Source organism: Kitasatospora sp. NPDC034035, from assembly GCF_055575755.1.
Map to the genome: position 1 here is coordinate 41,355 of NZ_JBVISA010000010.1, position 25,043 is coordinate 66,397.

At 73.2% G+C, this 25,043-nt stretch carries 21 protein-coding genes and 1 pseudogene; 10 read left to right on the forward strand and 12 right to left on the reverse strand.

Annotated elements, in window-relative coordinates; translation table 11 throughout:
• Positions 1-100: 100 nt before the first annotated feature.
• On the reverse strand, positions 101-1,189 hold the full coding sequence (locus tag ACZ52J_RS16265; RefSeq protein WP_465619323.1) for an NAD(P)/FAD-dependent oxidoreductase: 1,089 nt from the start codon (positions 1,187-1,189) through the stop codon (positions 101-103).
• Between ACZ52J_RS16265 and ACZ52J_RS16270 the strand changes: the two genes are divergently transcribed.
• From ACZ52J_RS16270 to dacB, 4 genes are all read left to right on the forward strand, one after another.
• On the forward strand, positions 1,188-1,688 hold the full coding sequence (locus ACZ52J_RS16270) for a VOC family protein (RefSeq protein ID WP_360509626.1): 501 nt from the start codon (positions 1,188-1,190) through the stop codon (positions 1,686-1,688). The genes ACZ52J_RS16265 and ACZ52J_RS16270 overlap by 2 nt on opposite strands.
• Before the next feature lie 150 nt (positions 1,689-1,838).
• Positions 1,839-3,428 carry an eCIS core domain-containing protein gene (locus ACZ52J_RS16275; protein WP_465619325.1) on the forward strand — a complete coding sequence of 530 codons (1,590 nt, stop codon included), beginning with the start codon at positions 1,839-1,841 and terminating at the stop codon, positions 3,426-3,428.
• Positions 3,429-3,435: 7 nt separating this feature from the next.
• Entirely contained in the window at positions 3,436-4,290 is an 855-nt protein-coding gene (locus ACZ52J_RS16280; RefSeq protein WP_465619327.1) for a TIR domain-containing protein, read from the forward strand.
• Positions 4,291-4,473: 183 nt separating this feature from the next.
• Entirely contained in the window at positions 4,474-6,087 is a 1,614-nt protein-coding gene (gene dacB, locus ACZ52J_RS16285) for a D-alanyl-D-alanine carboxypeptidase/D-alanyl-D-alanine endopeptidase (protein WP_465619329.1), read from the forward strand.
• Positions 6,088-6,220: 133 nt separating this feature from the next.
• Here the strand turns inward: dacB and ACZ52J_RS16290 are convergent, their stop codons facing one another.
• The gene (locus ACZ52J_RS16290; RefSeq protein ID WP_465619331.1) at positions 6,221-7,573 is read right to left on the reverse strand and encodes a DUF2254 domain-containing protein; all 1,353 of its coding nucleotides are present in this window, start codon (positions 7,571-7,573) and stop codon (positions 6,221-6,223) included.
• Between the two features lie 256 nt (positions 7,574-7,829).
• The gene (locus tag ACZ52J_RS16295; RefSeq protein WP_465619333.1) at positions 7,830-8,762 is read right to left on the reverse strand and encodes an oxygenase MpaB family protein; all 933 of its coding nucleotides are present in this window, start codon (positions 8,760-8,762) and stop codon (positions 7,830-7,832) included.
• Positions 8,763-9,033: 271 nt separating this feature from the next.
• Between ACZ52J_RS16295 and ACZ52J_RS16300 the strand changes: the two genes are divergently transcribed.
• Positions 9,034-10,848, forward strand: coding sequence for an alkaline phosphatase family protein (locus ACZ52J_RS16300; RefSeq protein WP_465619335.1), 1,815 nt, complete (start codon positions 9,034-9,036; stop codon positions 10,846-10,848).
• A gap of 120 nt (positions 10,849-10,968) precedes the next feature.
• Here ACZ52J_RS16300 and ACZ52J_RS16305 read toward each other — a convergent pair whose 3' ends face one another.
• Both ACZ52J_RS16305 and ACZ52J_RS16310 read right to left on the reverse strand, forming a co-directional pair.
• Positions 10,969-12,276, reverse strand: coding sequence for an aldehyde dehydrogenase family protein (locus tag ACZ52J_RS16305; RefSeq protein WP_465619337.1), 1,308 nt, complete (start codon positions 12,274-12,276; stop codon positions 10,969-10,971).
• Between the two features lie 192 nt (positions 12,277-12,468).
• A pseudogene (locus ACZ52J_RS16310) lies at positions 12,469-12,831 on the reverse strand (polysaccharide deacetylase family protein); the annotation flags it as partial.
• On the opposite strand from ACZ52J_RS16310, the gene ACZ52J_RS16315 reads away from it, so the two are divergent.
• Both ACZ52J_RS16315 and ACZ52J_RS16320 read left to right on the forward strand, forming a co-directional pair.
• A complete protein-coding gene (locus ACZ52J_RS16315; protein ID WP_465619339.1) occupies positions 12,826-13,698 on the forward strand; it encodes a HAMP domain-containing sensor histidine kinase in 873 nt (290 codons plus the stop codon). The pseudogene ACZ52J_RS16310 and the gene ACZ52J_RS16315 sit on opposite strands and share 6 nt — an antisense overlap.
• Positions 13,695-14,258: a hypothetical protein gene (locus ACZ52J_RS16320; protein ID WP_465619341.1), complete on the forward strand. Its 564-nt coding sequence runs from the start codon at positions 13,695-13,697 to the stop codon at positions 14,256-14,258. Before ACZ52J_RS16315 ends, ACZ52J_RS16320 begins: the two co-directional genes overlap by 4 nt.
• Positions 14,259-14,313: 55 nt before the next feature.
• Here ACZ52J_RS16320 and ACZ52J_RS16325 read toward each other — a convergent pair whose 3' ends face one another.
• From ACZ52J_RS16325 to ACZ52J_RS16345, 5 genes are read right to left on the reverse strand one after another with little or no spacing between them, the layout of a single operon-like run.
• The gene (locus ACZ52J_RS16325) at positions 14,314-15,123 is read right to left on the reverse strand and encodes an ABC transporter ATP-binding protein (RefSeq protein WP_465619343.1); all 810 of its coding nucleotides are present in this window, start codon (positions 15,121-15,123) and stop codon (positions 14,314-14,316) included.
• Positions 15,120-16,118, reverse strand: a complete 999-nt coding sequence (locus tag ACZ52J_RS16330) for an ABC transporter ATP-binding protein (protein WP_465619345.1) — start codon at positions 16,116-16,118, stop codon at positions 15,120-15,122. Before ACZ52J_RS16330 ends, ACZ52J_RS16325 begins: the two co-directional genes overlap by 4 nt.
• Before the next feature lie 31 nt (positions 16,119-16,149).
• The gene (locus ACZ52J_RS16335; RefSeq protein ID WP_465619347.1) at positions 16,150-17,019 is read right to left on the reverse strand and encodes an ABC transporter permease; all 870 of its coding nucleotides are present in this window, start codon (positions 17,017-17,019) and stop codon (positions 16,150-16,152) included.
• Complete coding sequence (locus ACZ52J_RS16340) at positions 17,016-17,969, reverse strand: ABC transporter permease (RefSeq protein WP_360491544.1); 954 nt, start codon at positions 17,967-17,969, stop codon at positions 17,016-17,018. The genes ACZ52J_RS16335 and ACZ52J_RS16340 overlap by 4 nt, the downstream gene beginning before the upstream one ends.
• Positions 17,969-19,624, reverse strand: a complete 1,656-nt coding sequence (locus tag ACZ52J_RS16345) for an ABC transporter substrate-binding protein (protein ID WP_465619349.1) — start codon at positions 19,622-19,624, stop codon at positions 17,969-17,971. The genes ACZ52J_RS16340 and ACZ52J_RS16345 overlap by 1 nt, the downstream gene beginning before the upstream one ends.
• Positions 19,625-19,796: 172 nt before the next feature.
• Between ACZ52J_RS16345 and ACZ52J_RS16350 the strand changes: the two genes are divergently transcribed.
• Entirely contained in the window at positions 19,797-20,858 is a 1,062-nt protein-coding gene (locus ACZ52J_RS16350; protein WP_465619351.1) for a LacI family DNA-binding transcriptional regulator, read from the forward strand.
• A 114-nt stretch (positions 20,859-20,972) separates the two neighbouring features.
• Here ACZ52J_RS16350 and ACZ52J_RS16355 read toward each other — a convergent pair whose 3' ends face one another.
• Complete coding sequence (locus ACZ52J_RS16355; protein ID WP_465619353.1) at positions 20,973-21,614, reverse strand: DUF4360 domain-containing protein; 642 nt, start codon at positions 21,612-21,614, stop codon at positions 20,973-20,975.
• A gap of 173 nt (positions 21,615-21,787) precedes the next feature.
• The gene (locus ACZ52J_RS16360) at positions 21,788-23,500 is read right to left on the reverse strand and encodes an IclR family transcriptional regulator domain-containing protein (RefSeq protein WP_465619355.1); all 1,713 of its coding nucleotides are present in this window, start codon (positions 23,498-23,500) and stop codon (positions 21,788-21,790) included.
• Positions 23,501-23,635: 135 nt separating this feature from the next.
• Here ACZ52J_RS16360 and ACZ52J_RS16365 point away from each other — a divergent pair, with 135 nt between their 5' ends.
• Both ACZ52J_RS16365 and ACZ52J_RS16370 read left to right on the forward strand, forming a co-directional pair.
• Positions 23,636-24,394, forward strand: coding sequence for a CoA transferase subunit A (locus ACZ52J_RS16365; protein WP_465619357.1), 759 nt, complete (start codon positions 23,636-23,638; stop codon positions 24,392-24,394).
• Complete coding sequence (locus ACZ52J_RS16370) at positions 24,391-25,032, forward strand: CoA transferase subunit B (RefSeq protein WP_360490796.1); 642 nt, start codon at positions 24,391-24,393, stop codon at positions 25,030-25,032. Before ACZ52J_RS16365 ends, ACZ52J_RS16370 begins: the two co-directional genes overlap by 4 nt.
• Positions 25,033-25,043: the final 11 nt, after the last annotated feature.

The following is a 25,043-nucleotide window of genomic DNA, read 5'->3' on the forward strand; positions in this document are numbered from 1 at the left end:
GGGTAGGTGGGGGTCACACGTGGCTGGACGTGACCCCGAAGGGTCCCGCGATGCCGGGGAGGTAGCGGTTCACACGGTTCGACCGGCTCGCGATGGCTGATCAGCGCAGACGAGCGGCGGCGCGGAGGGCGCGGCGCCGACTGCCGTTGATCATGTCGGTGAAGCGGTCGACAGCCCACACCGTGCGCAGGCCGAGCGGACCCAGCATCAGGAAGGGAGGGAATTTCGGTTCCTTCGCCCAGATGCCGTCGAGATCCTCGTGCCGCGTTCCGTCCACGATCAGGTCGGCGATGAGCGACCCGACGTACGGTGCCTGGGCCAGTCCGTGTCCGTTGCACGCGATCGAGTAGTAGACGTTGTCCTCGATCTGTCCTGCGATCGGCAGGAAGGACGAGGTCATCGCGATCCAGCCTCCCCACGCGCGTTCCACGGCGACGTCCGCGAGGCCGGGGAAGCGTGTGGCGAACGCGCCGGCGAGCTCTTCGACCATGGCCCGGTCCGGGGCCTTTGCCGGGAGCGGGTACCGCTCACCCCGTTCGACGCGGCGGACACCGAACACGATGGTGTTGCGCGAGGTGAGGCGGTAGTGCTCCATGATCTGGTGCTGGGTGATCACCCCTGATCGACTGCTCCAGCCCAGCGCGGCGATGCGTTCCGGGGCGATCGGCTCCGTCTCCATCTCGATGAGCCACATGGGCACCGAGAGGCGCGCGGGGGTGATGGCCCACTCGCCCGAGTACGCGTTCGTCGCGAGCACGGCCTTGTTCGCCCGCACGCTGCCGCGGGGCGTCGAGATCACCACCTTGCCGCGGTCCCGCCTGACGTCGGTGACCTTGGTCCGTTCGAACACCTGCGCCGATGACGCGAGCACGGCGCGACGCACTCCGCGGCTCAGTTTGCCGGGATTCAGCTTCGCCGCGATCCTCCGGCGCGCCGGAGGACGGGGAACGGTCTTGGATCGCCCCGCCGACGGACTCGGCGAGCCGCAGGGCCGTCGCCATGCCGCCCATGCCGCCGCCGACGTGCCCATCGGGATGGCGACGACCGCGCACAGACGTCGGACGTAGCGATTGACCATGCGACTCGCCGCGCCTCCGGCGCCCGCACCCTCTTGTTGTTCAAATTCAAACCAGTAGCTATCGTCGAGGCGATTCAGTTCGAGTTTGAACTTCGCAAGGAGAAAGCCCATGCCGGTACGCCGCCTCAACCACGCGGTGCTCTACGTCCGCGACGTCGCGACCTCGGTCGCGTTCTACACCGAGGCACTGGGCTTCAAGGTCGACACCGAGTTCCCCGGGCGGGCCGCCTTCCTCAGCGCCCAGGAGACGCTCAACGACCACGACCTCGGCCTGTTCGCGATCGGCGCCGACGCACCCGGCCCGCAGCCGGGCCGGGTCGGCCTCTACCACCTGGCCTGGGAGGTCGGGACACTGGGCGAGCTGGCCGAGATCGGCCGGACACTCAGCGAGCGCGGGGCGCTGGTCGGCGCCACCGACCACCACCACTCCATGTCCTTCTACGCCAAGGACCCGGACGGCAACGAGTTCGAGGTGATGTGGCGGGTCCCGCGCGAGGACTGGTCGGCGGCCGGCGAAGCGCCGAAGACGGGCCCCCTGGACCTGGAGGCGGCCATCGCCCGCTGGGGCACCGACCTGGCCACCGGCGCTGCCGCCGGCTCCGCCACCTGAGGCCCGCCCCGGAACCGACGGGCTTGCCCGCCCGGGGTACCACGGAGGCACCAGGGTCTGCCCTCGGGGCCCTGGCGCCCCGGCCGCCGAGCGCGTAGGCAGGAAGGGTCGCTGGTCCTTCGCGGGAAGAGGCCCCATTTGCATGCCCCCTTGCACGCCCGAGAGAACGCCCGGGCCCAGGCCGCCGGACGCGCCGGTACACCGGCCCGCTCTCCCCGCGGCGGCGGCCGGAGCGCCCGGCCGGACCTGATGGGGGTGCAGGCCACCGCCGGGAACCGGGCCGTCCTCCAGATGCTCCGCCAGGCAGGGGCGGGCGGACCGGGCGGGCGGGCCGGCGGGGTGGGGCCCCGGCCGACGGTGCAGCGCTCCGCCGTCCACGACGTGCTGAGCACGCCCGGCCGTCCGCTGGACGCCGCCGTCCGCTCCGAGATGGAGGGCCGGATGGGCGCCGACTTCTCCGACGTCCGCCTCCACGACGGCAGTGCCGCCCGCGCCTCCGCCGCCGAGGTCGGCGCCCGCGCCTACACCTCCGGCAACCACGTCGTCATCGGGGAGGGCGGCGGCGACCGGCACACCCTGGCCCACGAGCTCACCCATGTCCTCCAGCAGCGCCGGGGCCCGGTCGCGGGCGCCGACAACGGCTCCGGGCTCAGGCTCTCCGACCCGTCCGACCGGTTCGAGCGCGAGGCCGAGGCGAACGCCGTCCGGGTGATGCGCAGGGCGGTGGCCGGCGCCGGGCCCGCCACGGCGGCGCCGGCCGAGGAGCACGCGGACGGGCACGGCGCGAGCCCGCACACCGGGGAGGCCGTGCTGCAGCGGGCGGCCGCCTTCACGCCGTTCGCCACGATGACGCCCAGCGGCGCGACGCTCGGCAACCTCCAGACCGATGTGCTGAACGGGGCCGGCCTGGTCTACCCCGGAGGCGGCACCCTCGGGAACTCGCTGTACCTGGAGCGACTGCTCAACAACGGCGGTGGCGGTTCGTCACCCGGCGAGCCCTCGGACTTCACCGTCATGAAGGCGGCCGACCGCAACCTGGTGCGCGCCAACGGCCAGCAGAACGCGGCCACCGCGATGCACGCGATCAACGGTGACTTCGTCGCGGGCGCCAACGACACCGCCTGGAACATCTTCCTGGGCTCCGCCAAGTCCAACACCAACGAGCACTTCCACAAGGTCGAGAACCCCATCCGCACCGCGATGCAGAGCGGTACCAACGGCCTGGCCGCGGACTACGAGCAGTGGATCGCGGCCAACCATCCGATCGACCTCGGCGGCGACATGATCGGCTTCGCCGCCACCGGGCAGCAGGTCCGGGGGGCCGCCACGAGCGCGGCCGCGCTGAAGCCGTACCAGGACGCGTACCCGACCGTCACCCACGTCCTGGACGAGAAGGCGCCGCTGAAGAACCCCAACGCCGGGTGGCCCAAGCTGATCCACTACCGGGTGACACCGCACTACACGTACAGCAACGATCCCGCACAGTGGCCGCAGTTCCTGAAGGACAACCTCGCGGCGGCCCAGGCCCTGGTGGACGAGGAGAAGGCCAAGCCGGCGGCCGAACAGGACCAGCAGGGGCTGGCCAACGAGCTCGCGGCCATGGACATCCTGAGGCAGCGGGCGCACCAGCTGTTCCCCGAGACGTACACCTGCGAGGCGGACTACTACCTCGCCTCCTACGACCCGAAGGCCCCCTGGCACCACGGCCGCGACCAGGAAACGTACGAAGCGGAGATCTGAGGTACCGATGCACGACGACACGCACGACGACAGGCACGACGAGAGGCACGGCGACACCGAGGGGCGGAAGCGCCCCGGGGTCTTCCTCGCCCACGCGCCCGCGGATGCCGACCGGGCCGCCGACCTGGACGCCCGGCTGCGCGCCGGGGGTGCCCGGACCGCCCTGGACGAGTCCCGCGACCTCTCCGACGGCCTGCCCGCCGAGCCGGTGCTGCAGGAGCTGGGGGCCTGCGACCTGTTCCTGCTCCTGTGGTCCCGGGACGCCGCCGACGACCCGCACGTCCGGGCGCAGCGCGAGTACGCGGCCTCGTTCGACAAGCCCTGCCTGGTCTGGCCGCTCGACGCGACGGCCCTGCCGCCGGGGCAGGGCCGGGTGGAACAACTGCCGCCCGGCGATGACGCCCGGGAGGCGGACGCCGCGGTCCACCGGATGCTGGGCACCCGGCCCGCCGACGCCCCGCCCGGCGGCCCCGGAGCGGACCCGTCGGGCGGTGCGGCGGTGGAGCCCGGCCGCTGGACGATCGAGAGCGACGCCCAGCACGGCGAGTCCCTGGACCTGAAGCTCACCCCCTCGGCCGGCCCGGCGGACGCGGCGGCACCGGACGGCTCCGTCGACGGCGGCGACCTGACGGGCACCCACCTCCGGGCCGGCCTGAAGGGCAAGGTCACCGGCCACTGGTCGTTCGCCCGCACCGAGGGCCGGCTCGACCTGGAGCTGACGTCCTCCTTCGGGCTGCGCCCGGTGCACGAGCCGCGGCACCTGCGGATCCTCGGCGGCGACGGCGACACCCTCACCGCCGAGGACCTGCACGGCATCGCCGACCCACGGCACTACCGCCTCACCCGCGGCCGCACCGGCTGACCCGCCGTCGGCCCATCCCGCCGTTCGGCTGACCGGTGGACTTTCCCGCCACACACCGTCAGCACGCCGACCGGTACCGAGAAGTACGTCGTCCGGGTTCCTACGATCCGCCCCATGAGCAGCCGGTCCGCACCTGCCTGCGACGGGTCTGCCGACCCCCAGAGACGACGACGGGACGCACACATGAGACGAACGATCCGCGGCCGCCTGCTGGCCTGGGCCGCCGCCGGAGCGACGTTGGCCGCCGTGGCGGGCACCACCGCCGCGCCCTCGGCCGCGGCGCACGACGACGACCTCGGGCCCGCCATCGAGGCGATCATGCACAAGCCCGGATACGAGCACGCGCAGTGGGGCGTGCTGGAGACCGACCCCGCGACCGGCCAGGTGTTCCACTCCCGGTTCGCGAACCAGTTCTTCGTCCCCGGCTCGACCGTCAAGCTCGTCACCATCTCGGGCGCCTGGCACACGCTCGGCCCCGACCACCACTTCACCACCCCGCTCCTCGCCACCGGCACGCGCACCGGCTCGACCCTCGACGGCAACCTCGCGCTCGTCGCCCAGGGCGACCTCACGATGGGCGGCCGGACCAGGCCCGACGGGACCGTCGACTACACCGCCATCGACCACACCAGCGCCAACGACCTGCCCGGCGCCACCCTCACCCCCGAGGACCCGCTCGCCGGGCTGGACATGATCGCCCACCAGGTCCGCGACGCGGGCATCACGCGGGTCAACGGTGACGTCGTCGTCGACGCGAGGCTGTTCACGCCGCCGGCGCTGGACCCGCAGCCCACCCCGCTGATCATCAACGACAACGTCATCGACCTCCTCACCACCCCCACCGCCCCCGGCCAGACCGCCCAGCTCACCTGGCGCCCCCAGGTCGCCCCCTACCGGGTCACCTCCACCGTGCAGACGGTGGCGGCCGGCGGCCCGACGAACATCCAGGTCTCCGCCTCCCCCGACGGCACGCAGATCACCCTCAGCGGCACCATCGCCGCCGACGCGCAGCCCGTCCTGCGCATCTCCAATGTCCAGGACCCGAACGCCTTCGGCCGCACCGCCCTGATCGAGGCGCTCGCCCGCGCCGGCGTCAGCGTCACCGCCGACCCGACCGGCCCGAACCCGGACGGCAAGCTGCCCGCCTCCTACGACGGCGACCCGCAGGTGGCCGCGTACGTCTCCCCGCCGTACAGCCAGTACGCCAAGCTGATCCTCAAGGTCAGCCACAACCTCGGCGCCAACCTGGCCCTGTGCAACATGGCCGTCACGCGCGGGAGCAAGGACTGCTTCGACGGCTTCGGCGTCGAACACGACTTCCTCGTCGACGTGGCGCACGTCGACCCGACCCAGTTCCAGCTCGCCGACGGACGCGGCGGTGTCTTCCAGGACCGCGCCACCCCCACCGGCCTCGACCAGCTCCTCGCCTACTGGCTGCACACCCCCGACGCGGACGCCTTCCGCCACTCCCTGCCGATCCTCGGCGTCGACGGCTCGCTCGCGATCTCCTGCGCGACCGACTGCCCGGCCAAGGGCAAGGTCTTCGCCAAGCCCGGCACCATCGTGGGTGCCGACGACCTCAACCAGCGGATCGCCTACAACGCCGAGAACCTGGCCGGCTACCTGGAGACGGACGACGGCTGTCTGCACCTGTTCTTCGTCGGCGTGAACGGCGCTTCGGCCACCGACATCAACGACGTCATCCGCATCTTCGACGACGTGAACCAGGTCGCCGCACTGCTCCAGGAGCAGGCCTCGGCCGGGCACCGCGCCCCGGAGGGCCGGAACGCCCCCTGATCCTGCCGCACTCCGGTCCTTCCGCACTCCGATCCTGCCGGACTCCGGCGCCCGGGGAGGCGCGTGGTCGACGCCGACCACGCGCCTCCCCGGCGTCTGCGACCTCCGGCCGATCGCCGCCGCGGGCCTGACGTCAGGCCGGTCCTTCCGCCCGCTGCGCCTGCTCGTACGCCGCCAGCACCGCGCGGTAGCGCCGCCGCACGTCCTCCCGGTCGGCCGGCTCGGTCACGGACTCCCGGCTGAGGCGCTCGATCATCCTGGCCTGGGCCAGGAGCACCTGCCGCTGCTGTTCGGTCCTCGTCTCGGCCATGATCTCCGCCAGCGCGTCGAGCTGGCGGATCAGCACGGCCGGCATCCCGGGAGCGGCCTGTCGGATCTTCTCGAACGCGCGCTGGACGAGCCGCTCGTAGCTGACGGGCACGGTCATCACCCGGATGTACCCGGCGTCGTCCCGGTGGACCGGGTTCGGGCTCCAGCGGGCGGCGATCCGGCACAGGCCCTCGCCGAGCCAGTCGATGCAGGTCAGGGCGGTGAAGGTGTCGTTCACCGCGGTGGACAGCGCGCGGATGGCGATCTCCACGAGCTGGTCGACCGCGAAGGCGATGTCCTGGGCGATCGTGCGCGTCGAGCCCGCGACGTGGGCGCGGGCGAAGCTGCGGGCCACCTCGGGCGCCGCCCTGGGGGGCCAGACGGTGGCCAGTTGGTGGCCCTGGACCAGGAAGTGCCCGGGCCGGTGGTCCAGCCGGATGACGGCGTCCAGCTCGGTCGCCATCCGCACCAGCGTGCGGTGCCGGACGAACTGGAGGTACCCGCTGGCCGGCGCCGGAACGGCCGCCCCCTCGGTGTCCAGCCGGCCGCTCAGCTCCGCGGCCGTCGGCCCCCGCGCGGCGCCCGCCGGCTCCGCCCCGCCCGCGCTCGCCTCGATCGCCTCGGACAGCTCGGCCGCGATGCTCGCGATCACCCGGGGCAGCTGGATCGAGGTGGCGATGTGGTGGATGAAGAAGATCAGCACGGCGAGGTCGGCGAGCACCAGGACCATGCACACGGTGATCGACAGGTGCGGCACGAAGTCGCCGTACGGGCCGGGCCCGATGACGACCAGCGCGAGGATCGCGTAGACGAACGTCCCGACGAAGGTGCCCAGCGTGAGCTGCGTGGTGCGGTCGCGGATGAAGGTGCGCAGCATGCGCGGCCCGAACTGGGTGGAGGCCAGTGTCAGCGTCACGATCATGATCGAGAACACCACGCCCACCACCGTGATGAGCGACGCGGCGATCGCCGCCAGGACCTGCCGCGCCGCGTCCGCCGCCCCGCTGACCACCCACGACGGCAGCTCCAGGTCTCCGTGGTACGCCGCCTGGTCCAGCGACACGGTGATCGCGAACAGCGCCCCGGCGAGCACCACCTCCAGGATCGGCACGAGCCACAGATTCGTCCGCAGCGCCTCCTGCCGCCACTGCGCCTCCAGGTGGACCCCACGGATCACAGCGCCCACCTCCCGTACACCGGCCCGGATTCACCCCGTACTCCCGCATACCAACCCTAAACAACCGAACCCGGATATCACGGTTGAAAGGCGGCACCGGCCTGCTCGCTCCGGCGCTCCGGGCGGCGGCCCGAGACCGTCACCAGCTCCGGTGCCGGTGCCGCCCCCTCGCCGGCTGGTGCGCGCTCCTCTGACGTCGATCAGCCGGTTCCGGCGTCGACCGGTGGCACCAGGTGCCGACGGGTGTCGGCCGGCGTCAACCGGTGTCCTGCGGCGCGGCGGTGGCCCGGGCGTAGGCGGCGGCGCGGATCTGCGAGGGGCCACAGGCCCAGACCATGATCCGACCGCCGGTCCGTGCCAGCGGGCGGTCCCAGCAGGCGCGGACCAACCAGGGCCGCCGTACGCCGAGTTCGGCCCTGGCCCAGGACGGCAGCAGGTCGATCGAGGCGTTCGTCAGCACCCGGACGGCGGCACGCTCGCGGCGGCTGCGGCCGAAGCCGCGCAGCAGCCGGAGCACGTCCAGGGCCGGCGGCGTGACCCGCAACTGGGGCCGGATCCCGGCCAGGTAGGCCGCCACCTCGGCGCGGGACCGGGGGACGTCGCGCGCGCCCAGCCGTTCGGCGACGCGCCTCGCCTCGGCGTAGTAGCGGTCGCACTCGGCGGCGGACAGCGGGGTGGCGGCGTAGGCCTGGTAGCCGGTCAGGAAGCTGTACACCTCGGCCGTGTGCACCCAGGTGAGCAGCTCCGGATCGTCGGCGCGGTAGGGGCGGCCGTCCGGTGCCGTGCCGCTGATCCGGGGGTGGATCCTGCGTACGCCCGCGATCGCCTGCTCGGCCGCCGCCGTCGACCCGAGCGTGGTGGTGGTGACGAACCGGGCCGTCCGGTTCAGCCGCCCGGTCGGGTCGACCCGGAAGTCCGAGTGCGCGTCGACGGCGGCCATCGCGAGGGGGTGCAGGGACTGCAGCAGCAGCGCCGCGAAGCCGCCCACCAGCATCCCGGCCGGGTGCCCGTGCACCCGCCACACCACGCTGTCCGGGCCGAAGAGACCCGGGTCGCCGGCCGGGCGGTCGTAGCGTTCCAGGTGCAGGTCCTGGCCGTGCACGGTCGCGTTGATCTCGGCCAGCAGCCTGGCGCGCAGCGCGGCGAGCGGCGTCCGCCGACCGGTCGGCCCGGTTCCCGTCCCCACCATGCCCACCCCTCCTCGCCCCGGCCATCACCGTACCGACGGGGCACACCGCCTTCGACGCCGGACCCCCGGTTCGACGCCGAACCCCGCCTCGGCGGCGGGCCGCCCTCGCCCGTCCGGGAGCGGCCGCCCTCGCCGGTGCAGGCCCTCTGCCCGAACTTGTCTGACCAAGTTCCACCAACATTCTTCCGCCGGACAGCCCGACCCGATACCTATGTCCCACCCCATGGCGCACCGCCATGGCTCCCACCCTCACCACGACACGAGGTATCCCATGGCACTGCGCTGGAGCACCCTCGGCGGGCTGCTCGCCACCCTCCCCCTCGTCGGCGCACTGACCGTCGCCACCCCCGGCACCGCCCAGGCGGCGGGCGGCAGCGGCAACCTGATCGTCAACGGCGACGCGGAGACCGGCGGTTACTGCACCAACGACTGGAGCGCGGCCAGTACCGTCCCCGGCTGGACGGTCCAGGCCGGCGGCATCGACTCCGTGTGCCACTCGGTGGGCTCCTTCGGCCTGCCGACCGACGGCCGGACGCCCGGCAAGGCCTTCTTCGGGCCGGGCAACTTCGGGGACGGCTCGATGGCGCAGACCGTCGACGTCTCCTCGGCGGCCACCGCGATCGACGGCGGCGCGGTGCACTACAACCTCTCCGGCTGGCTGGGCGGTTGGGCCGCCTACAGCGGCTACGTCGCCGTCAGCCTGCACTTCCGGGACGGCGGCGGCCGCCCGCTCGGCGCGACCGCCAAGCTGCCGACCGTCTCCGCGACCGACCGCGGCCTGAGCACCCAGTTCCTCTCCCGCAGCGCCACCGGGGCCGTCCCGGCCGGCACCCGGTCCGTCCAGGTCGAGGTCCAGTTCCTCTCCACCTCGAACGAGACCGGCTACCTGGACAACCTCTCGCTCACCCTCGACACCCCGGTCACCGCGCCCGCGCCGGTCACGCCGCCCGCCTCGGCCGTACCGGGCTACGACCACGTGTTCGTCGTCATGATGGAGAACACCGACTACTCCCAGATCATGAACGACCCGGCGGACACGCCGTTCATCCACAGCCTGATGTCCCAGGGCGCCACCCTCACCGACTCCCACGGCGTCTACCACCCGAGCGACGAGAACTACCTCGCCGTCGCCGGCGGCGACACCTACACCAAGGGCGCCACCTACTGGCCCAACATCAACTCACCCCAGCGCAACCTCGGTGACACCATCGAGGAGGCCGGCAAGAGCTGGAAGGCCTACGAGCAGGGCATGGGCACGCCCTGCAACACCAACAAGAACAACGACAGCTACTACGAGCCCGACGACGCGCCGTTCATCAACTACACGGACATCAGCGGCAATCCGGCCCGCTGCGCGGCGCACCTCTTCGACACCTCGCAACTCACCACCGACCTGCAGTCGGCCGCCACCACCCCGAACTTCTCCTGGATCGCGGCCGACGACTACTACGACGGCGAGGCCTCCGGAAACGGCAACGCCACCAGCCTGAAGGCCCAGGACGGCTGGCTGAAGCAGACCCTCGCCCCCGTGCTCGCCTCCCCGGCCTGGACCCAGCAGCGCTCGCTGCTCCTGCTGACCTGGGACGAGAGCGAGAGCGAGGGCTACAACCACCTCGCCACCGTCGTCGTCGGCTCGCAGGGCACCGTCCCGGCCGCCACCAGCAGCCCGCTGCACTACGACCACTACGGCATCGGCCGCACCGTCGAGGCCGCCCTCGGGCTGCCGGGGCTGACCGGCAACGACACCTACGCGACGCCCCTCAACGCCGCCTTCGCGCCGTCCACCGCGACCCGGCCGACCCTGACCGGCGACCTCGCCGCCGTGACCAACGGAGGCAACGCCACCCTCCGCTACGCCCTGCCGAACACCTCGCAGGTCAGCGCGAAGAACTGGGTCGGCGTCTACCCGGCGGGCGTCACCCCCGGCTCGCGGTCCGCGCTGACCTGGGCCTACACGCCGAACCAGAGCGGCGCCGTCACCCTGTCCACCGGCAAGCTCAACGGCGCGGGCACGTACGACGCGTACTACCTCGCCAACGACGGCTACTCGGTGCTGGCCGGCCCGTTCCCCCTGACCGTCGGCTGACGCCCCCGGCGGCCGACGCCCCGGGCCGCCCCCGGCCCTCACTGGGCCTGCACGACGAACGGCGACGGCTCGGCGCGGTGATCGCGCCGAGCCGTCGCCGTCGGTGCGGGCGACGCGGTTTCAGCCGAGGGGCTTGTCGACGACGGCCTTGGCGTGGCTGAACGTCTCGATCGAGTACTCGCCGTGGTAGCGGCCCATGCCGCTCTCGCCGACGCCGCCGAACGGCAGGTCGGGCATCGCCAGGTGCGAGACCGGCAGGCCGAAGCTGAGCGCGCCCGAGGAGGTCTCCTCGGTCAGCCGCCGCTTGGTGTCCGCGGACTCGGTGAAGGCGTACAGGGCGAGCGGCTTGTCGCGCTCGTTGATGAACGCGATCGCCGCGTCGAGGTCGGCGACGGCCAGGACGGGCAGGATCGGGCCGAAGATCTCGGCGGTCATCACCGGGGCGGTCGCGGGGACGTCGGTGAGGACGGTCGGGGCGAGGTAGCGGGTGTCGCGGTCGTGCTCGCCACCGATGACGGTCCGCCCGTCGCCGAGCAGCGCGCTGAGGCGGTCGAAGTGGCGCTCGTTGACGATCCGCCCGTAGTCCGCGCTCTCGGCCGGGTTCTCGCCGAACAACTCCCGTACCGCGTCCGCCAGTTCCCGCTCCAGGGTGGCGGCCGTGTCGCCGACGGCGAGGACGTAGTCGGGGGCGACGCAGGTCTGGCCGGCGTTGAGGAACTTGCCGCGGGCGATCCGCCGGGCAGTGACGGCGAGGTCGGCGCCGGGATCGACCACGACCGGGCTCTTGCCGCCGAGCTCCAGGGTGACCGGGGTGAGGTGCTTGGCGGCGGCAGCCATGACGATCCGCCCGACCGCGCCGTTGCCGGTGTAGAAGATGTGGTCGAAGCGCTGCTCCAGCAGGGCGGTGGTCTCCGGGACGGCGCCCTCGACGACCGCGACGGTCTCCTCGCCGAGGTAGCGCGGCAGCAGCTCGGCGATGGCCGCGGAGGTCGCGGGGGCGAGCTCGCTGGGCTTGACGAGGACGGTGTTCCCGGCGGCCAGGGCGCCGACCACCGGGGCCAGGGCCAGCTGGAGCGGGTAGTTCCAGGGCGCGATGATCAGCACCACGCCCAGCGGGTCGCGGACGACCCGGGCGTCGGCCGGGCGGAAGACCTCCGGTACGGCGGCCGGCCTCGGGCGCAGCCACTCCGCCAGGTGCGTCACGGTGTGGTCGAGTTCGTTGAGCGTGAAGCCGATCTCGGTGCGGTACGCCTCGGTGGCGTTCTTGCCGAGGTCGGCGTGGAGGGCCTGCTGGAAGACCTCGGCCTGCTCGGTGAGCAGGGCGCGCAGGGCGGCCAGCTTGTCCAGGCGCCAGGCGAGCGGCCTGGTCCGGCCGGAGTCGAACTCGGCCCGCAGTCGGGCGACCACTGAAGGAATGCTGTCGTGCATGGGGGGCTCGCGGTCCTTGAGGGGTGGTGCGCAACGTGCACACATGGAAGTTTCATCACGTGAAGCAATGGACAAGAGCGACACTAAGGATGAAAGGTTGAGTTTGTCAAGCATTTGCCCCGGCGCCGCACGGTGAATCCGGCGGATCCGGCGACTCCGGACTCACCCGCTCCGGGCTCACCCGCTCCGGCCTCACCGCTCGGGGAAGCTGAAGGTGTAGCCGTTGGCCTTGAGCCAGGGCAGGAGCTGCTCCAGGGCCTCCACGGTCTGCGCACGGTTGCCGCCGCCGTCGTGGAGGAGGACGGTGGGGCCGCGGCGCAGCTGCTCCCTGGCGGTCTCGACGATCCTGTCGGCGCCGGGACGTTCGAAGTCACGGGTGTCGACGTTCCAACCGAGCGGGCGCAGGCCGTTGGCCGCCGCTATCTGCCGGCTCTCGGGGGTGAACGCGCCACCGGGCGCCCGGTAGTAGTCCACCGCGGCACCGCCGGTGGCCTCCCGGATCATCCGCAGGCCGTCGACTATCTCCTTCTCCTGATAGCCGACGTCCTTGTGGTCGCCGCCCGGCAGGTCCTGCGACCGGTCCGGGCGCTCGGCGACGCCGCCCACGACCTCGCCCAGGGCAAGCTCGACACCCGCCTCACCGTCACCGGACACGACGAACTCGCCCAGCTCTCCAAGACCTTCAACCACACCGCGCGCACCCTCCAGGGCACCATCGAGGAACTGCGCGCCGTCGAGTCCCAGGGCCGGCAGTTCGCCGCCGACGTCTCCCACGAACTGCGCACCCCGCTCGCCGCCATGCTCGCCGTCACCGACATCCTCGACGAGGACGCCGAACACCTCCCCGCCGACACCGCCACCGCACTCCGGATGATCAGCAACGAGACCAACCGCCTCACCCGGCTCGTCAACGACCTCATCGAGATCTCCCGCCTCGACGCCGGCGCCGCCCCGCTGCGCGCCGAGGACGTCGACGCGGCGACCGCCGTCCGCGACACCCTCGACCTGCGCGGCTGGAGCAACCGGGTCGAACTCGCCCTGCCCGCCGCCCTGCCCGTACGCCTCGACCCGCGCCGCTTCGACGTCATCGTCGCCAACCTCGTCGGCAACGCGCTGCGCCACGGCCGCCCGCCCGTCCGGCTGACCCTGCGGGCGGCCGACGACGACCTCGTGCTGACCGTCACCGACCGGGGGCCGGGCATCCCGCCCGGCGAACTGCCGCACCTGTTCGACCGGTTCTACAAGGCGGACAGGGCCCGTCGGCGCTCCGAAGGCAGCGGGCTCGGCCTCGCCATCGCCCAGGAGAACGCCCGGCTGCACGGTGGGCTCATCGAGGCCGCCAACTCCCCGGGCGGCGGAGCGGTGTTCACCCTCGTCCTGCCGCGCGGCATCACCACGATCGTCGCGGAGGACCGGACATGACCGCTCGCCCTCGCCTCCTGCCCCTGGCCGCTGCCGCCGCGCTGCTGCCGGTGCTGTCGCTGCTCGGCGGCTGCTCGATCGCCACCACCGACCCCGTGAAGAGCGGCCGGCCGGCCACCGGGATCCAGCCGGGGACCAGGCTCTACTTCCTCGACCAGCACGGCATCCGCCTGACCATCCGGCCCGGCGCCCAGCGCGAGAGCCTCCAGCAGACCCTCGACACCCTGGTCATCGGCCCCGACCGGGCCGAGCAGCACGCCGGCCTCTACAGCGACCTGCCCCCCCAACGCCCGTGTCCAGGCGACGGCCGCCCCGGGCACCGTCACCCTGCGGCTGTCCTGGCCCGCCGCACAGCTGTCCGCGCCCGCCATCCAGCAACTCGTCTGCACCGCCGAGGACGCCCCCGCGGAGGCCGGACCGCCGCCGAAGATCGCCATCGTCAGCAGCGACGCACCCTCCGCCTTCCAGCAGCAGTGCGACCTGCACCGCACCGGCTGACCGGCACCCGCGCCCGCACCGACGGGCCCGGCGCGCCGCCCGTTGCCCGGCGCCCGAGGTGAGGCCGGGCCCCTCCCCCGCGGCAGGGGCCCGGCCGGCTCGGGCGGTCCGGGCCGGTCAGGCCAGCGCCCGGCGGGCCTCGGCGATCCGGCCCGGATCCCAGCCGCGGCGCGGGACGGAGTCCAACAGCAGCCGGGTGTAGGCGTGTTGCGGATCGGTGAGCACCCGGACGGTCGGCCCGGTCTCGACGACCCGTCCGGCCCGCAGGACGGCGACCTCGTCGGTCAGGTGCCGCACCACCGCGAGGTCGTGGCTGACGAACAGGAAGGCGATCCCGGACTCGCGGCGGATCCCGGCGAGCAGGTCCAGGATCTGCGCCTGGATCGACACGTCGAGCGCGGCCACCGCCTCGTCCAGGATCAGCACCCGCGGTTCGGCGGCCAACGCCCGTGCGATGGCGACGCGTTGGCGCTGTCCGCCGGAGAGCCGACGGGGCAGGGCGGCGGCCTCGCGCTCGCCGAGGCCGACCTGGTCGAGGAGTTCGGCGACCCGGCGGCGGCGGGCGGCCGGATCGAGCGCGCAGTGCAGCCGCAGCACCTCCTCGACGCAGGCGCCGACCGGGATCCGCGGGTCGAGGGACACGTACGGGTCCTGGAAGACCAGTTGGACGCCGCGGGCCCGGGCCAGTCGCTCGGCGCGGCCCCGGGGCCGCGCCGAGCGGTCCGCGCCGTCCAGGTGAACGGTGCCCCCGTCGGGTCGCTCCAGCCCGACGAGCATGCGGGCGGTGGTGGTCTTGCCGCAGCCGGACTCCCCGACGATGCCGAGCGAGCCGCCGGGCGGCAGGGTGAAGGAGACTCCGTCCACCACCGGGCGGGCGCCGAAGTTCTTGCGAAGCCCCCTGACCACCAGGCCGGTTGAGTCGGTCACGGCAGGATCCCCTCGTCGGCGCGCAGGCAGGCGGCGAGGCCGTCGCCGCACGGGCGGAGCGCGGGCCGTTCGGCCGAGCAGCGCGGTTCGGCGAAGGCGCAGCGCGCGGCGAACGCGCAGCCGGGTGGTGCCTCGGCGAGCGAGAGCGGGCGGCCGGGGACCGGTTCGGGGGGTGGGGCGTCGGGGTCGATCCGGGGGGTGCAGGCGAGCAGCCCGGCGGTGTAGGGGTGGCGGGGGTGCGCGAACAGGTCGTCGGTCGCCCGGGTCTCGACGATCCGGCCGGCGTACATGACGTGGATCCGGTCGCAGACGGCGGCGGCGAGTTCCAGGTCGTGGGTGACGAACAGCAGTCCGGTGCCGCGCTCGGCCTGTAGGCGGGTGAGGATGGCGATCACCTCGGCCTGGGTGGTGACGTCCAGGGCGGTGGTGGGTTCGTCGGCGATCAGCAGTTCGGGTTCGCCGGCGAGGGCGGCGGCGATGACGACCCGTTGGAGCATGCCGCCGGAGAACTCGTGCGGGTGGCGGCGCAGGGCGCCGTGCGGGTCCTCGATGCCGACGGCGTCGAGGAGTTGCTCGGCCCGGGCGGTGGCCTGGTCGGCGGGGGTGCCCGCGGCGCGCAGGCCCTCGGTGAGGAAGTCGCCGATCCGGCGCAGCGGGTTGACGGCGGCGCGCGGGTCCTGGAACACCATGGCGACCTGGCGGGCCCGGAGTTCGCGCAGGCCGGGGCGGTCCAGGGTGAGCACGTCGCGGCCGCGGACCCGGACCTGTCCCTCGGCGCGGGCGCCTTCGGGCAGCAGGCCGAGGATGCTGCGGCAGGCGACGGACTTGCCGGAGCCGGACTCGCCGACCAGGCCGACGGTTTCCCCCGCGGCGACGTGCAGCGAGACGCCGTCCAGGATCGGCCGGGCGGCCCGGCCGGCGGGCAGCAGGACGCTCAGGCCGTCGATCTCCAGCAGCGGGCGGTCCTGCCGAGACGTCACGTCAGCGTTCCTCATGTCGGCGCTCCTCATGTCGGCGCTCCTCATGTCAGCGCTCCCGTCGGGCGAGCCGGTCGGCGATGCCCTCGCCGACGATGCCGAAGGCGACCACGGCCAGCACGATGCACACCGACGGTGCGAGTGCGGGCAGCATGGCGCCCTGCTGGAGCGCGGCCTCGCCGTCGTTGATCATCGCGCCCCAGTCGGCGGCGGGCGGCTGTACGCCGAAGCCGAGGAAGGAGAGTGCGGCGAGGTCCATCAGGGCGTAGCCGAAGTTGATCGCCGACTGCGCGAGCACGGTCGGCGCGATGTTGGGCAGCAGGTGCCGGGTGCAGATCGTCCACCCGGACCAGCCCTGCACCCGGTAGGACTCCAGGTACGGCCGGGCCTTCTCCTGCCGGGCGAGCCCGCGCACCAGGCGGCCCACGTACGGGGTGTAGGCGACGGACATGGCGATCACGGGCGCGGTCAGGCCCGTTCCGCCGACGGCCACGAACATGATCGCGAGCAGCAGCCCGGGGACCGAGAAGACCAGGTCCAGCGCCCGGGACAGCAGGGCGTCGACCCAGCCGCCGCGCCAGCCGGCCACCGTGCCGAGCAGCAGGCCGAGCGCCGTGGAGAGGCCGACGACCAGCAGCGGGCCGAGCAGTCCGGTGCGCGCGCCGTACAGCAGGCGGGAGAGTACGTCCCGCCCCGACTGGTCGGTGCCGAGCAGGTGGTCGGCGCTGCTGCCGAGCAGCGAGGACTGCAGGTCCAGCGCCTCCGGGTCGTACGGGGCGATCAGCGGCGCCAGGGCGGTGACCAGGACGAGCGCGCCGAGCAGGAGTACGGCGGCGGTGAACAGTGGCCCGTTGCCGAGGAGTTGCAGGCGGCGCGGCAACGGGCGGCGCAGCGGTCGGACGGGCGCGGTGGCGGTCATGCGGCACCTCCTCGGGCCAGGGACACGCGCGGGTCGATCAGCGGGGCGAGCAGGTCGACCACCAGGTTGACCAGGACGAAGCCGAGGACGGTCAGCAGGGTGACGGCCTGGACGACCGGGAAGTCCTTGGCCGTCACGGACTGCACCAGCAGCTGGCCGACGCCGGTCACGTTGAAGGCGGTCTCCACGATCGACGTGCTGACCAGCAGCCCTGCCAGCGTCGTCCCGCCGACGGTGACGATCGGCCCGAGGGCGCCTCGCAGCACGTGCCGACGGATCACCGTGGGCTCGGGGACGCCGCGCGAGCGGGCCACCTCCACGTGCTCGCGGCCGAGTTCGTCCAGCATCGCCGAGCGGGTCACCCGGGCGAGCAGTCCGGCGAGGGTGACGGCGAGGGCGACGGCGGGCAGGGTCAGGTGGTAGAGCCGGTCACCGAACCCGGTGCCGGTGGAGCCCGGGCCGGGGAACCAGCCGAGCTGCACGGCGAACAGCGAGACCAGGCCGATCGCGGTGACGAACGGCGGGGTGGCGGTGGCCACGCCGGTGCCGATCAGTACCACCCGGTCGGCGACGCCGGGCCGCAGCGCCGCCAGCACGCCGGTCAGCACGCCGCCGACGCAGACCAGCACCGCCGCGTACCCGACCAGCAGCGCGGTGCCGGGCAGCCGGGAGCCGATCAGCGAGCCGACGTCCTGGCGGAACTGGACCGAGCGGCCGAAGTCGCCGTGCAGCACGTTGCCGAGCCACTTCAGGTACTGCACGAGGAAGGGCTCGTCCAGGTGGTACTGGGCGGCGATGGCGGCCCTGGCCTCCGGTGTCGCCGGATGGCCCTTGAGCAGGAAGGACACCGGGTCCCCGGGGGCGAGGTGCACGGCACTGAAGACCAGGAAGGAGGTCACCAGCAGCACCGCCGCCAGCCCGAGGAGCCGGCCGAGCAGGTATCCGGTCATCAGCGCGCGGAGCCGATCGTCGCGGCCCACGGGTAGTAGAGCTGGGCGATGCCGGCCGGGGCACCGGTGATCCGGCTGCCGAGGAAGACGGAGAACGGCGCCTCGTACAGCGGGATGGAGGGCAGTTCGCGGACGGCGATCTGCTGCAGCTTGGCGGTGAGGTCGGCGCGGGCGCCGGGGTCGGTCGCGGCGACGGCCTGGTCGTAGAGGGCGTCGAACTCGGGGTCCGACCAGTTGGCGTAGTTGCCGAAGTCACCGGTGTGCAGGGACTGGTAGAACTCCAGCGGATCCGGGGTGTTGTCGTAGCCGTTGGTGACGACCAGGTCGAGGCCGGCCCGGGCGGCGGGGTCGGTGAACAGCGCCGAGTATGCGTCCGGCGAGACCGGCCGCAGTTCGACGTCCAGGCCGATCTGCCGGCCGGCGGCCTGTACGGCGTTGCCGACGACGCTGATCTCGGGGGCGAGCGAACTGGTCGCCATCACCACCTTCTTGCCGCTCGCGCCGGCGTCCCGGACGAGCTTGCGGGCGCCGTCCACGTCGTGGACCGGGGCGGGCAGGGCGGCGAAGTAGCCGGCCGTACGCTCCGGCGCGATCCCCCAAGCCCCTTGTGCGGCCGGGGCCTTGGCGGGAACGCCGATGCCTCCGGCGGCGGACTTGATGATGCCGTCGCGGTCCAGCGCCATGGACAGTGCCTGACGGACCTTCAGATCACCGAGCGTGCCGTGGAGGTCGAGCACGGCGAGGTCGGCGGCAGCGGTGTTGGGGCCGAAGTAGACCTTGCCTCGGGAGGAGCCCTGGATCTGCACCAGCGAGCTGGACGGCACCATGTAGCCGCCGTCCACGGCGCCGGAGAGCCAGCCGCTCGCGCGGGCGGAGGCGTCCGCGATGAACACGAACTTCACGCTGTCGGCCTTCGGGGCAAGGGAGTTGTCCCAGTAGGCCGGGTTCCTCTTCAGGGTGATGCTCTCGCCCTGGGCCCAGGTGTCGATCGCGTACGGGCCGGTGCAGTCCACCCCGCCCTTCGGGCTGCCGTAGTCCTTGCCGGCCCTGGCGAGGTAGGCGGCGCTCTCGATGGTGCCGGGCGAGGCGGCGAGCAGTTCGTTGAGCAGCACGTCGGGCTTGGTGAGCGTGATGGTGACTTCCAGCGGCCCGGACTTGGTGATCGAGGCGACGTTCTTGAAGGCGCTGGCCCAGGAGGAGCCGGTGGCCGGGTCCATCTGCCGGGTCAGCGAGGCGACCACGTCGTCGGCGGTCATCGTCGCGCCGTCGTGGAACTTCACGCCCTCGCGCAGGGTGTACACCCAGGTCAGCGGATCCGGGTTGGCGGACTTCAGGGCGAGGCCGGGCTCGATCTTCATGTCCGGTGTGACGCGGAAGAGTTGTTCGCAGACATTGGCCAGCACGGTGTTCGGCGGGTAGTCGTAGGCGAGCGCGTAGTCGAGCGACTGCGGCTCGGCGTAGAGCGACCAACTGAACGACGGGAGCGAGCCCTTGGCCGGCGGGGTGAGGGCGGCGACCTGGTAGCCGGATGTGCCGTCGGCGTTCGCGGCGTGCTTGGCGGTGGCGCCGGAACAGGCGGTCGCGGTCATCGCGACCAGGAGCGAACCGGCGGCGAGCAAGGTGGTGGATCTGGAGCGGCGCGGGAGAAGGCGCACGGCAAGCCCACCCCTTTCTGAGTCGTGGGGGGCTGGGAGTTGCAGTGGAGTATTGATGCGGGAACGTTCCCGCACAAGCCTTTGCGGGAACGATTTTCCAAAGGTCGTGACTCTGCCGCGACTCCTGCGTCGACTACTGACGAACGCCCGTCCGGACTGGCAGCATCGGCACATGACGCACACCCCGCGCGGCGGCGACCCGACCTCCGCACCCCGGATCCGCCTGGTCGATGTCGCCCGCGAGGCCGGCCTCTCCAAGACCACCGTCTCCGCCGCGCTCAATGGCACCGGCCGGATGTCCGACACCGTCCGCGAACGCGCCCGCGAGGCCGCCCGCCGCCTCGGCTACCGGCCCAACGCCGCCGCCCGACTGCTGCGCGCCGGCCACGCCCGGCTGATCGGCTACGCCGTCGGCGAGTACGCGCGCGACCCCGGGTCGTACATGAGCTCCCCCTACTTCGCCCAACTCACCAGCGCCACCGCCCACGCGGCGCTCCGGCACGGCTACGCCCTGGTCCTGCTGCCCGCCCGCTCCGCACCGGAGGAGTGGGCCGACCTGCCGCTCGACGCCGCCATCGTCGCCGACCCCCTCGACGACGACCCGCTCGTCGAGGACTTCATCGCCGCCCGCATCCCGCTGTGCACCGACCGCTCCGTCGAGGGCCGCCCCGGCACCCACTGGGTCGACGTGGACGCCGACGGCGCGATCCGCGAAGTCCTCGACCACCTGCGGGAACAGGGCGCGCGCCGGATCGCCGTCGTCCTGCCCGGCACCGTCACCCGCTTCCACACGGCCGTCGCGGACACCTACCGGCGCTGGTGCGGCGAGCACGGCGCCGAGCCCCGGCTCGTGCGGACCGACGGGCCCGGGGACGGGCCTGTGGTCGCCGCCCTCGAACGGCTGCTGAACGGCCCCGGGCGATCGACCGGCGCCGGGCCCGACGCCCTCTTCGTCCTCGCCGAGGCCACGCCGCCGCTCGTCCTCGACGCCGTCCGGCGGACCGGACTGACCGTCCCCGGCGACCTGCTGCTGGTCTGCGCGAGCGAGGAGGCCTCTGCCGCCCACACCCACCCGCCGGTCACCACGCTCAGCCTCAAACCCGCGCTCATCGCAGAGAAGGGCATCGAGCTGCTGATGGCCGCCCTGGAGAGCGGCAGCCGGGAACCCACCGGCGCGCTCGTCCCCACCCGGCTGGACATCCGCGCCTCCTCGCTGCTGCGCGACGGCGGTTGAGCCGGCGCCCCGCGCCCGCCCCGACACGGTCCGGCCCCGGGGAGACACAGGCTCCGCCGGGGCCGGACACGGACAGCCGGCCGGTCGCCGGCCCGACTGTCAGGGGTACTGCCGTCAGGGGCAGTGCTTCCAGGCGAGGTGGTAGACGGTGTTGATGTCGCCGTCCGTCGAGTCCATGGTCATGAAGCTGGTGGTGTGGTTCGGGTCCGAGCTCCCGGCCGCGACCCGCAGCTCGGTGTTGATGTTGAAGTTGCGCTCCTCGCCGCAGGGCGCGAAGACCAGGGCCGCGATGTCGACGGTGTCGGTCGCCTGCCAGCTGTCGTCCCTCGGGCCGGCGAAGCGGTGGTTCTGGTAGGCGGTCTCGGACTGGCCCTGGAAGTAGTAACTCGCCCGCTGGGTACCGGTCGAGCCCTTCTCCAGGTGGGCGAAGCCGCGGTAGTCGGCGGAGGCGATCGCGTAGGTGAAGCCCTGGGGTACGTGCACGCGGAGGTTGAGCTGGCAGTTCTTCCGGAAGTCGGTCGGCTTGGAGCCCACCCCCACCTGGGCGAGGTAGTCGCTGTAGGTGACGGTGAAGGCGGTGTTGTCCGGGGAGACGGCCACGGCGGCCGTTCCCGCCGGACAGCCGGAGCCGTTGACGGTGGCGACGTCGATGACGATCCGGTCCGGCGGGGTCGGGAGCGAGTCGACGCCGAAGGCCGACGGGCCGGACAGCGATGCGGCGACGGCGGTCGCGACGGCCAGCGCGCGGAGCAGCATGGGCTTCCCCTTCGATCGTGCACGGAGTCGGGGCCGGCGCGGTGTGGTGCGGGCCGAGCGGAGCCCCTGATTTGACATGGATATGTCAGCACATTCGAGGGCCGACGCCTAGGGTCGCGACACGGGCGTGCCCGACCATCCGGCACCGGCCGCCCCGCAGGGCGAACTCCGCCTCAGGAGCCCGAGTTGACGGACCAACGGCGCACGGTGGCGAGGTCCTCGGCGATCGCCGCGGCGGCCTCCCGCAGAGGCGGCAGGAAGGTGGCGAGCGTCTCGGCCGGGGTGCCCCGGCCCGCGTGCAGCGCGAGGTTGACGGCGGCGACGACCCGGCCGCGCCCGTCGTGGACGGGGGCGGCGAGGGAGCGCAGCCCTTCCTCCAGCTCCTGGTCGACCAGGGCGTAGCCGTCGCGGGCGGCGGACCGGATGGCCGCGGTGAGTGCGCCGGGATCCGTCACGGTGCTCTCGGTGAACCGACTGAGCGTCACATGAGCGAGCTGGCACGCCAGTTCCTCCTCGCTCAGCGCGCCGAGCAGGACCCGCCCCATCGAGGTCGGGTACGCCGGGAGCCGGGTGCCGACGGCGAGGTCGAGGCGCATGATGCGGGTGGTGGGGACGCGGGCGACGTAGCGGATGTCCGGGCCGTCCAGGACGGCCATCGAGGCCGATTCATGGACACTGCGCACCAGGTCGATCAGGTGCGGCTCGGCGATCTCGGCCGGAGCGAGGCCCGACAGTCTCGCGTAGCCGAGGTCGAGTACGCGCGGCAGGAGGCGGAACCCCTCGCCGTCGGCCGCCACGTAGCCGAGGTGCTGGAGGGTGATCAGGGACCGGCGGGCGGTGGCGCGCGGCAGGCCGGTCGCGCGGGCCACGGCCGCGAGCGGCTGGCCGCCGGGCGCGGTGCCGAGGGCGAGCAGCACGTCGAGCCCGCGGGCGAGTGACTGCAGGAAGCCGGAGCCGAGCTCCTCCTTGAGCCGACGGCCCGGCGGGAGCGGCGCGAGCACGGCCGCCACCGGCACCGGTCGGGCCAGTCGCTGCTCCATCTCCCGCGCCGAACCCAGGAGTTGGGGCAGGACGTACGCGGCGAGCGAGTCGGCGTCGTGCCGGCTGGTGTGGCTGACGACGCTGACCGCGCAGACGGCCGCACCGGCCGGGTCGAGGACCGGGACGGCGACGGCGACCAGCCCGGGTTCGATCAGCTGGTCGTCGACCGACCGGCCCCGCGCACCGGCGGACCGCGCCCGCTCCCGGAACTCGGCCTCGTCGACGTCCCGCGCGGGCACCACCGCGAAGCCCTCGCCGGCCGGAGCGGCCCCGTCGGCCGGACCGCCGCCGCGGGCCGGGTCGCCCTGACGGCGCCGCAGCCACGCGTCCCACTGCGCGTCGTCCCACCCGGCGGCGAACAGCGCACCCGGGGCGCAGCGTTCGGCCGGCAGCAGGTCGCCGATGCGGAAGGAGACGGCCATGGTGCGGCGCCGGGTGGCCTGGACGACGAAGCGGGCGCCGTCCTGGTCGGGGACGGCGATCGAGACGGACTCGTCGAGGCGGTCGGCGAGTTCGACGGCGAGCGGGCCGAGGAGTTCCGGAAGGCGGCTGCCGGCCAGGTAGGCGTTGCCGAACTCGGCCGCCCGGGGCGCCAGGACGAGGTCGCGCCCGTCGGACCGCAGGTACCCGAGCCGGACCAGCGTGGTGGCGATCCGGTCGACGGTGGAACGGGCGAGGCCGGTGGCGCGGGCCAGATCGCTGGGGCGCTGACGCGGGGCCGGGTCGGCGGCCATGGCGCGCAGCAGGGCGAGGCCGCGCTCCAGCGGGCCGACGGCCTCCTCGGGCACGGCAGCGGGCACCGCAGCGGGCGCGGCGGTGGGCGCGGCAGCGGAGGCGGTGGGCACAAAAGCAGGCTCGGAGGCGACTTCGGGCTGCAACGGATTCTCCTCACACGCCCATTGACAGGCATCGGACCCGGGCGCACACTCTGCGCACTCACGATTCCGAACGATAGTTCACCAGGCGAACAGGGGCAAGGAATGGACAAACTGGTGGCCTCACCCGAGGAGGCCGTCGCCGACATCGGGGACGGCGCCTCGCTCGCCGTCGGGGGCTTCGGCCTCAGCGGCGTCCCGGACGTCCTGATCCGGGCGCTGTACGCACGCGGCTGCGGCGGGCTGAGCGTGGTGTCCAACAACTGCGGCGTGGACGGCGGCGGCCTCGGCGTGCTGCTCGCGGCCGGGCGGATCGGCCGGGTCACCGGCTCGTACGTCGGCGACAACAAGGAGTTCGCCCGCCGCTACCTCAGCGGCGAGCTGGAGCTGGAGCTCACCCCGCAGGGCACCCTCGCCGAGCGGCTGCGCGCGGGCGGCAGCGGCATCCCCGCGTTCTTCACCCCGGCGGGCGTCGGCACCCTGGTCGCCGAGGGCGGCCTGCCGTGGCGCTACGCCCCGGACGGCGGCGTCGCCGTCGCCTCCCCGCCCAAGGAGGTGCGCGAGTACGACGGCCGCGCGTACGTGCTGGAGCGCGGCATCACCACCGACTTCGCCCTGGTCCGCGCGGCCCGGGGCGACCGGCACGGCAACCTCGTCTTCGCCAGGGCGGCCCGCAACTTCAACCCGCTCGCCGCGATGGCCGGCCGGGTGACCGTCGCCGAGGTCGAGGAGTTGGTCGAGCCCGGCGAGCTGGGGCCCGACGAGATCCACCTGCCCGGCGTCTTCGTGCAGCGCGTCGTCGCGCTGACCCCGGAGCAGGCCGCCGCCAAGGGCATCGAGCGAAGGACGGTGCGCAGCGCATGAGTTGGAACAGGAACGAGATGGCGGCCCGTGCCGCGCGCGAGCTGGCCGACGGCTGGTACGTCAACCTCGGCATCGGCCTGCCCACCCTGGTGCCGGGCTTCCTGCCGCCGCACGTGGACGTCGTCCTGCACTCGGAGAACGGGCTGCTCGGCGTGGGCCCGTACCCGACCGAGGACGAGGTGCACCCGGACCTGATCAACGCGGGCAAGGAGACGGTGACGGTGCTCCCGGGCGCGTCCTTCTTCGACTCCTCGCTCTCCTTCGGCATGATCCGCGGCGGTCACATCGACGCGGCGGTCCTCGGCGCCATGCAGGTGTCGGCGGCGGGGGACCTGGCCAACTGGATGATCCCCGGGAAGACGGTCAAGGGCATGGGCGGGGCGATGGACCTGGTCCACGGCGCCCGGCGGGTGATCGTGCTGATGGAGCACACCGCCAAGGACGGCTCGCCGAAGATCGTCCCCGAGTGCACCCTGCCGTTGACCGGCCGGGGGTGCGTGGACCGGATCATCACCGACCTCGGTGTCCTGGACGTGACACCCGAGGGGCTCGTCCTGGTGGAGACCGCGCCCGGCGTGAGCGCCGAGGACCTACGGGGACGGACCGCCGCGCCGGTGCGGATCGAGGTGCCGCGATGACCCGCCCGGCT